4 protein-coding genes and 1 pseudogene are annotated in these 9,387 nt (G+C 71.8%); all 5 read right to left on the minus strand.

The features are described from left to right. Positions 1–955: pseudogene (locus MXD58_RS12780) on the minus strand (hypothetical protein); the annotation flags it as partial. A gap of 78 nt (positions 956–1,033) precedes the next feature. Beyond that, positions 1,034–1,630, minus strand: a complete 597-nt coding sequence (locus tag MXD58_RS12785) for an adenylate kinase (RefSeq protein ID WP_248840281.1) — start codon at positions 1,628–1,630, stop codon at positions 1,034–1,036. 166 nt (positions 1,631–1,796) lie between these two features. Beyond that, on the minus strand, positions 1,797–3,239 hold the full coding sequence (locus MXD58_RS12790) for a glutamate synthase subunit beta (RefSeq protein WP_248840280.1): 1,443 nt from the start codon (positions 3,237–3,239) through the stop codon (positions 1,797–1,799). Positions 3,240–3,310: 71 nt separating this feature from the next. Then, entirely contained in the window at positions 3,311–7,861 is a 4,551-nt protein-coding gene (gltB, locus tag MXD58_RS12795) for a glutamate synthase large subunit (protein WP_248840279.1), read from the minus strand. Positions 7,862–8,140: 279 nt separating this feature from the next. Continuing rightward, entirely contained in the window at positions 8,141–9,250 is a 1,110-nt protein-coding gene (gene lgt / locus MXD58_RS12800) for a prolipoprotein diacylglyceryl transferase (protein ID WP_248840278.1), read from the minus strand. Positions 9,251–9,387 lie beyond the last annotated feature (137 nt).

Genomic DNA, 9,387 nt, shown 5'->3' on the forward strand with positions numbered 1-9,387 from the left:
CGCCAAGACCGGCCGCGAGGACCGCCCCGGCGCCGGCCCGCACCCGCGACACCCCGCGCCGCCCGGCGAGCACCACGATCCCCCCCAGCGCGCCCGCCGTGGCCAGGGCGAGCAGGATCGTCACCCACCACAGCGCCGCGCAGACGTCGTGCAGCCGGTCGACGGCGCGGATCGCCGGCTCGCCGCGCAGGTCAGACAGGCGCAGCCCGAGGTCGAGGGTCGAGCCGTGCAGCGAGGTCCGCAGCCGGGCGGTGGCCCGCTCGTCGCCCTGGAAGATCTGCGGGCCGATCAGGGCGAGCGCGCCGGCGAGGTCGCCGCTGCGCAGCATCGCCCGCAGCCGCGGTTCGACCGTGGCCCGGGTGGCCGGGTCGACCCGGTCGAGCACCAGGGGCAGCAGCCGGTCGGTGTCCTGCGCGGTCAGCTCGATCGTCGGCAGGGACGTCGGCACCCGGCCCGCGCTGATGTCGTCGATGGCGCCGAGCACCCCGTGGGTGAAGTCCTGCACGGAGGTGACCCGGTAGGTCGTGCCGGCACCGAGTTCACCGGCGATGTACCGGTTGGCCAGCCCGGAGATGTTGCCGAAGATCGGCTGGAGGTCGACGGCGAGCTCGACGTCGTCGGTGCGGGCCCGCAGGTAGTCGACGACGCGGGTGATCTGCTCGTCGGTCAGTTCCTGGACGGTGGCCGGCGGCAGGACCGTGCGAAGGTTGGCGGTGACCAGGGTGGAGTCGATCGGCAGGCCGGCGAGCAGGGTGTCGACCGCCGGGTCGGGCAGGACCTCGGTGTACACCCGGTCATAGGCGTGCGCCCGGTTCAGTGACTGCGAGTAGAACGACGGGTTGAGCACCGTCCGCGACGCGGTGAAGATCACGACGAGCGGCAACCCGCAGAGGACGACGACGGCCACCAGCGCCACGTGCGCGAGACGGCCGCGGCTGCCGCTTCGCTCCTGCACGCTCTCGCCCACCGCGCCCAAGATATCGCGCGGGAGAACCAGGTACTCCCGGCCGGGGTCTCCCCGGGCCGGGTGACTCTAGCCGCGCAGCGGCAGCTCCGGATGGGCGACGGCGGCGAGGGTCCGCTCGATCCGGACGGCGACCTCGTCGGGGCTGCCCGTGCCGTCGACCGTGCGCAGCAGGCCGATCTCGCCGTAGTGCTGGCGCAGCGGCGCGGTCTCCTGCGCGAAGACGCTCAGCCGGCGCCGCGCGGTGTCCTCGGCGTCGTCGACGCGGTCCTCGGTGTGGGCGCGGCGGCGGATGCGGTCGAGCACCTCGTTGACGTCCACGTCGAGGTCGACGACGGCGTCGAGCGGGCCGCAGCTCGCCGTGAGCATCCGGTCGAGCGCCTCGGCCTGCGCCAGCGTGCGGGGGAAGCCGTCGAAGAGGAACCCGGCGGCGCAGTCCACCCCCTCGGCGAGCCGGTCGGCGACCATGTCGAGGACGATCTCGTCGGGCACGAGCTCACCGGCCCGCACATACCGCTCGGCGCGGCGCCCGAGGTCGGTACCCGCGGAGATCTGTCGGTCGAACAACTGGCCGGTGGAGATCGACGGGATGCCGTGCCGGGCGCTGATGCGGGCGCCCTGCGTTCCCTTGCCGGAGCCCGGGGGGCCGAGCAGCACGAGCCTCATGGGTCAGGACGGTACCGCCACCAGGGCCGTCCCCCACAGCGGATCTCGGTCAATCCGGGCACATCCGATCGGGAGCAAGCCAGATCACAGTGGTTCATCACGCGGCGCGCACGTTCGGACCACTCATCCGGATCGCTCCCGATCGGGTTCCCCCGCGTCCTGTCACTCAGCGACGGGTCGGAGTGATCGGGTCCGGCAGGTCGGTGCGGCCCATCAGCCGCCGGTCGACCGCCGCGGCCGCCGAGCGGCCCTCCGAGATCGCCCAGACGATCAGCGACTGGCCGCGGCCCATGTCACCGGCGACGAACACGCCGGGCACGGAGGTCTCCCAGCCGGCGTTGCGCGCCACGTTGCCCCGGGCGTCGAGCTCGACACCCAGGTCGGTGAGCAGACCGGGGCGTTGCGGGCCGGTGAAGCCCATCGCCAGCAGCACCAGCTCGCAGGGCAGCTCGACGTCGGTGCCCTCGACCTTCTCGAACCGGCCCTCGACGAAGGACACCTCGTGCATGCGCAGCGCCCGCACGTTGCCGTCGTCGTCGCCCAGGAAACGCTCGGTGGACACGGCGAAGACCCGCTCGCCGCCCTCCTCGTGCGCGCTGGACACCCGGTAGAGGATCGGGAACGACGGCCACGGGTTCGCCGGCGCCCGCAGCTCCGGCGGCCGGGGCATGATCTCCAGCTGGTGCACCGACACCGCGCCCTGGCGGTGCGAGGTGCCCAGGCAGTCCGCGCCGGTGTCGCCGCCACCGATGATGACGACCCGCTTGCCCGCCGCCGTGATCGGCGCCTCGGCCAGGTCGGCCGCGACGACCCGGTTCGCCGGCTCCAGGAACTCCATCGCCAGGTGGATGCCGGTGAACTCGCGCCCGGGCACCGGCAGGTCGCGCCCGACGGTCGAGCCGCCGGCGAGGACCACCGCGTCGTAGGAGGACCGCAGTTCGTCGGCGTTGATGTCCACCCCGACGTTGCAGGACGTGACGAAGGATGTGCCCTCCGCCTCCATCTGGGCGAGGCGCCGGTCGAGGACCGCCTTCTCCATCTTGAACTCGGGGATGCCGTAGCGCAGCAGCCCGCCGGCGCGGTCGGCCCGCTCGTAGACGACCACGTCGTGGCCGGCGCGGGTGAGCTGCTGGGCGGCGGCGAGGCCGGCGGGGCCCGACCCGACGACCGCGACGCGGCGGCCCGTGCGCACCGACGGCGGCACCGGGACGACGGTCCCGTCCGCCCAGGCCCGGTCGATGATGCTGACCTCGACCTGCTTGATCGTCACCGGGTCGTCACCGATACCGAGCACGCAGGCGGCCTCGCACGGCGCCGGGCACAGCCGCCCGGTGAACTCGGGGAAGTTGTTCGTCGCGTGCAGCCGCTCGATCGCGTCGGTCCAGTCCCCGCGCCGGGTCAGGTCGTTCCACTCGGGGATGATGTTCCCCAGCGGACAGCCGTTGTGGCAGAACGGGATGCCGCAGTCCATGCACCGGGCGGCCTGCGCGCGCAGGTCCGCCTCCGGGAAGGGCTGGTAGACCTCCTGCCAGTCCTGGAGGCGGAGGTCGACCGGCCGCCGGGTCGGCAGCGCCCGGCCATGCTTGAGGAAGCCAGTCGGGTCAGCCATGCCGCTCCTGTCGGGAAAGTACGGTCGGGTCCTGTCGGGAAAGTACGGTCGGGGCGCCGGGTGCGAGGCGGTCAGCCACGGGTCGACGCCATGATCTCTTCCTCGACGACGAGGCCCTGCTCCTGCGCCCGGCGCGTCGCCGCCAGCACCCGCTTGAAGTCCCGCGGCATCACCTTGCGGAACGACCCGCGGGCGTTGTCCCAGTCGGCGTAGAGGCGGGCGGCGACCGTCGAGCCGGTCTCCCGGCGGTGCCGGACGAGCAGGTCGCGCACGATCGCCTCGTCGGCGGCGTCGAGCTCGTCGACGTCGACCATCTCCCGGTTGATCCGCGCCTCGACCGGCTCGTACAGGTAGGCGGCGCCGCCGCTCATCCCGGCGGCGAAGTTGCGCCCGATCGGCCCGAGCACCAGCACCGTGCCGCCGGTCATGTACTCGCAGCCGTGGTCACCGACACCCTCGACGACCGCGGTCGCGCCGGAGTTGCGCACGCAGAACCGCTCGCCGACGATCCCGCGGAAGAACGCCTCGCCGGCGGTCGCGCCGTAGAGCAGGACGTTGCCCGCGACGATGTTCTCCTCGGCGCGCAGCGGCGACTCCTTCGGCGGGAAGACGAAGATCTTCCCGCCGGACAGGCCCTTGCCGGTGTAGTCGTTCGCGTCGCCCTCGAGGGTCAGGGTCATGCCGCGGGGCACGAACGCGCCGAAGCTCTGGCCGGCGGAGCCGGTGAACCGCAGCTGGATCGTGTCGTCGGGCAGGCCGGCGGCGCCGAAGCGCTTGGTCACCTCGTAGCCGAGCATCGTGCCGACCGTGCGGTTGACGTTGCGGATCGGCATCTCCAGCCACACCGGGCGGCCATCGTCGAGCGCGCCCTCGCAGAGCTGGATGAGGGAGTTGTCCAGCGCCTTGTCCAGCCCGTGGTCCTGGCTGGAGGTGCAGTGCAGCTCCCCGCCGAAGGGCCGCTCGGGGATGTGCAGCAGCGGGGTGATGTCCAGCCCGGAGGCCTTCCAGTGTTCGACCGCCGTGCGGGCGTCGAGCAGGTCCACCCGGCCGACCGCCTCCTGCAGCGTGCGGAAGCCCAGCGCCGCGAGGTAGCTGCGGACCTCCTCGGCGATGTAGGTGAAGAACGCCTCGACGAACTCCGGCCTGCCGGTGAACCGCTCGCGCAGCACCGGGTTCTGGGTGGCGACGCCGACCGGGCAGGTGTCGAGGTGGCAGACCCGCATCATCACGCAGCCGGCGACGACCAGCGGCGCGGTGGCGAACCCGAACTCCTCGGCACCGAGCAGCGCGCCGACGATCACGTCCCGGCCGGTCTTGAGCTGGCCGTCGACCTGCACGACGATCCGGTCGCGCAGACCGTTGAGCAGCAGCGTCTGCTGCGTCTCGGCGAGCCCGAGCTCCCAGGGGGCGCCGGCGTGCTTGAGCGAGGTCAGCGGGGACGCGCCGGTGCCGCCGTCATGCCCGGAGATCAGCACGACGTCGGCGTGCGCCTTGGAGACACCGGCGGCGACCGTGCCGACGCCGACCTCCGCGACCAGCTTGACGTGCACCCGGGCCTTCGGGTTGGCGTTCTTCAGGTCGTGGATGAGCTGGGCGAGGTCCTCGATCGAGTAGATGTCGTGGTGCGGCGGCGGGGAGATCAGGCCGACACCCGGGGTGGAGTGCCGCGTCTTCGCGATCCACGGGTAGACCTTGTGACCGGGCAGCTGGCCGCCCTCGCCGGGCTTCGCGCCCTGCGCCATCTTGATCTGGATGTCGTCGGCGTTGGTCAGGTAGTCGCTGGTCACGCCGAACCGGCCGGAGGCGACCTGCTTGACGGCGCTGCGGCGCAGGTCCCCGTTCTCGTCGGGAACGAAACGGCGGGCGTCCTCGCCGCCCTCGCCGGTGTTCGACTTGCCGCCGAGGCGGTTCATCGCGATGGCGAGGGTCTCGTGCGCCTCGGCGCTGATCGAGCCGTAGGACATCGCGCCGGTGGCGAACCGCTTGACGATCTCCGAGACCGGCTCGACCTCCTCGATCGGCACCGGCGGGCGAACCCCGGCACGCAGGTCGAACAGGCCGCGCAGGGTGGAGTTCTGCCGCGAGAGCTCGTCGACCTTGCCGGTGTACTGCTGGAACACGTCGTACTGGCGGGTGCGGGTGGCGTGCTGGAGCAGGAACACGGTCTCCGGGTTGAACAGGTGGATCTCGCCCTCGCGGCGCCACTGGTACTCGCCGCCGACCTCCAGCCCGCGGTGGGCGAACTCGGAGGCGACCCGCGGGTGGGCGCGGCGGTGCCGGGCGGCGACCTCGTCGGCGATCACGTCGAGGCCGACGCCGTCGAGCCGCGACGGCGTGCCGACGAAGTAGGAGTCGACGAACTCCTGGGCGAGGCCGATCGCCTCGAAGACCTGCGCGCCGGTGTAGCTGGCGACGGTGGAGATGCCCATCTTGGACATCACCTTGAGCACGCCCTTGCCGAGCGCCTTGATCAGGTTCTTCTCGGCCTGCTCCCGGGTCACCCCGGTGACCTCGCCCTCGTCGATGAGGGTGTCGATCGACTCGAACGCCAGGTACGGGTTGACCGCCGCCGCGCCGTAGCCGGTGAGCAGCGCGATGTGGTGCACCTCGCGGGCATCGCCGCACTCGACGATGAGCCCGACCTTCGTGCGGGTCCGCTCCCGGATCAGATGGTGGTGCACCGCCGCGGTGAGCAGCAGCGACGGGATCGGCGCCTTGCGCTCGTCGGAGTCGCGGTCGGAGAGAACGACGACGCGTGCGCCGTCGGCGATGGCCTCGCTGACCCCTTCACAGATCTCCACCAGCCGGGCCGCGAGCGCCGCTCCCCCGCCGTCGACGTCGTAGAGGCCGCTGACGGTCACCGAGGCGAAGCCCGGCATGTCACCGTCGTCGTTGATTCCGATGATCTTCGCGAGCTGGACGCTGCTGATCACCGGGAAGGGCAGGTGCACCATCCGGCACGACGCCGGGGACGGCGCGAGCAGGTTGCCCTCCGGGCCGAGGTGCCGCCCGAGGCTGGTGACCAGCTCCTCCCGGATCGCATCCAGCGGCGGGTTGGTGACCTGCGCGAACAACTGGGTGAAGTAGTCGAACAGCAGGCGGGGCCGGGTCGAGAGGACCGCGACGGGCGTGTCCGTGCCCATCGAGCCGATCGGCTCCGCGCCGGCCTGGGCCATCGGCGCGACGAGGATACGCAGCTCCTCCTCGGTGTAGCCGAAGACCTGCTGGCGGCGCAGGACGGAGGAGTGCCCGTAGATGATGTGCTCGCGCTCGGGCAGGTCGTCGAGTGAGATCAGCCCGGCGTGCAGCCACTCCGCGTAGGGTGCGGCGGTCGCCAGCTCGTTCTTGATCTCCTCGTCGCTGACGATGCGGCCCTGGGCGGTGTCGACGAGGAACATCCGGCCCGGCTGCAGCCGGCCCTTGCGCACGATCCGGTGCGGCGGGATGTCGAGCACGCCGACCTCGGAGGCCATCACGACCAGGCCGTCGTCGGTCTCCCAGTACCGCGACGGGCGCAGGCCGTTGCGGTCCAGGACCGCGCCGATGATCGTGCCGTCGGTGAAGGCGATCGACGCCGGGCCGTCCCACGGCTCCATCAGCGTCGAGTGGAACTCGTAGAACGCCCGGCGCGCCGGGTCCATCTCGGCGTGGTTCTCCCACGCCTCCGGGATCATCATCAGCACCGCGTGCGGCAGGCTGCGCCCGCCGAGATGCAGCAGCTCCAGCACCTCGTCGAAGCTCGCCGAGTCACTCGCGCCGTCGGCGCAGATCGGGAACAGCCGGGACAGATCACCGGGGATCAGGTCACTGGCCAGCAGCGCCTCCCGGGCGCGCATCCAGTTGCGGTTGCCGCGGACGGTGTTGATCTCGCCGTTGTGCGCGACGAAGCGGTACGGGTGGGCCAGGGGCCAGCTCGGAAAGGTGTTCGTGGAGAACCGGCTGTGCACGAGCGCGATGGCGCTGGCGAAACGCGGGTCGTCGAGGTCCGGGAAGTAGGCCGAGAGCTGGTGGGTGGTCAGCATTCCCTTGTAGACCAGGGTGCGCGAGGACAGCGACGACATGTAGACGCCGGTCTCCCGGCGGACCCGCTTGCGCACGCAGAACGCGCGGCGCTCCAGGTTGGCCACGTCGAACTCGGCGTCGTCCGCCGCCGCGGACCCCACCGGCACCTCGCCGGGGACGGTGAGGAAAAGCTGGCGCATCCGCGGCTCCACCTCGCGGGCGGAGTGCCCGACGATGTGGCTGACCGTCGGCACCTCGCGCCAGCCGAGGACCCGCAGGCCCTCCTGGCGGACAATGCGGCTGATCACCCGGACCGCGTCGTCGCGCTCGCCCGCGACCTGCGGGAGGAACGCGATACCCACCGCGTAGCGCCCCGCCGGGGGCAGCGCGAAATCGACCACGTCCCGCAGAAACAGGTCCGGGACCTGGACCAGGATGCCGGCTCCGTCGCCGGTGTCCGGATCGCTGCCGGAAGCGCCACGATGGTCGAGGTTGCGCAGCACGGTCAGGCCATGATCGACCAGTTCGTGGGTGCGGCGGCCGTGCACGTCGACAACGAAGCCGACACCGCAGCCATCGTGTTCGAAGGTGGGGTCGTAGAGACCTTGCGCACTCGGCATCCGGCGAAGTCCTGTCCGTCTTCAGGGGCTGAAGGTGAAGCGGACGACGCTGTCCGAGGTGGAACGGCGGCACGACGGCGCTGGCCCAGCGGCCCGGGTGCCTTCATTCGAGTGTGCCACGCGCCGCGTCGATACGCCTTGATCATATATGTCCACGAGGTCACAGCCGTATAACGTCACACTTCCCGACCTGAGCCGGCATCATGCCGGTATTACGGCGGGAATTCCCGTGACCACAGGCGTGCCGGAAACCGGCGCCGACCGCGCTCGAGGCACGGGTCAGCGCTCCGGCGGCGCCTCGGAACGAGCGGCCGCGGCAGCACCGGAGGCCTCCGCGCGGATCAGGTGCCCGCCCGTGGTCGCGTCGCCGCCGGCACCGGCGTGATCGCCGGTATCCGCATGGTCGCCAGGGTTCACGTGGTCACCGGGGTTCGCGTGGTCGCCGGTGGTCGCGCCAGGGCCGGGACCGGTGTCGTCGTCCGCGTCGGTTTCGGGTGCCGCGTGGCCCGCGTCGAGCTGGTCACCGCCCGCGGCGCCGCGGCGGTCGCGGCGGTCGCGGTGCAGGCCCAGCTCCCGCTGTTCGGCCGGGGAGACGTCCAGGTCGACCGGCCGGCGGATGAGCAGCAGCGCGACCACGGCCCCGAGGCAGACCACAGCGGAGACCCAGATGTTGACCCGCAGACCGAGGATGTGGTCCGCCGTATCCACCCGCAGCATCTCGATCCACAGCCGGCCGAAGGTGTAGAGCGCCACATAGAGGGCGAACAGCCGGCCGCGACCGAGCCGATGACGCCGATCCACATAGAACAGGATGCCGGCGACGAGGAGATTCCAGAGGAACTCGTACAGGAAGGTCGGGTGGTAGAGCCCCACGGCCGGATCGGTCCGATGCTCCACATCGATCTTCAGGGCCCACGGCAGGGTGGTGGGACGCCCGTAGAGCTCCTGATTGAACCAGTTGCCCCAGCGGCCGACGGCCTGCGCCAGGACGATCCCGGGCGCCGCCGCGTCGGCGAACAGCGCCAAGCTGACGCCGACCCGGCGCGCCGCGATCAGGGCGCCGATCGCGCCGCCGGCGATCGCCCCCCAGATGCCGAGGCCGCCGTTCCAGATCTTCAGGACGTCCGCCACGTGCCCGTGCGCGCCGAAGTAGGCGTCCGGGGTGCTGATGACATGGTAGATCCGGGCGCCCACGATGCCGAACGGCACCGCCCAGAAGGCGACCTCGCTCGCGATCTCGGGATCGATGCCCCGGGCGCGCAGCCGCCGCCCGGTGACCACGACGGCGACCACGATCCCAATGATGATCATCAGGGCGTAGGCGCGCAGCGGCACCGGCCCCAGATGCACTACTCCCTGGGACGGACTGGGGATGGCGGCATAAACCACGTCGTCAGGCTATCCCGTGCCGCGCCGCGGGCCGGGGGCCGGGCCGCGCGCCACTCCGGCGGCCTTGCGGTCGTGCTCGCCGCGCTCGACAAGGCCGCGGCCGGCGCCACGGCGCCCGCCGCCGGCCACCGCGGACC

The organism is Frankia sp. AgKG'84/4 (assembly GCF_023242965.2).
Lineage (GTDB): Bacteria > Actinomycetota > Actinomycetes > Frankiales > Frankiaceae > Frankia.

Coding starts and splice junctions, on each gene's coding strand:
- MXD58_RS12785 (WP_248840281.1), bottom strand. CDS start 1,630: ATGAGGCTCGTGCTGCTCGGCCCCCCGGGCTCCGGCAAGGGAACGCAG.
- MXD58_RS12790 (WP_248840280.1), bottom strand. CDS start 3,239: ATGGCTGACCCGACTGGCTTCCTCAAGCATGGCCGGGCGCTGCCGACC.
- gltB (WP_248840279.1), bottom strand. CDS start 7,861: ATGCCGAGTGCGCAAGGTCTCTACGACCCCACCTTCGAACACGATGGC.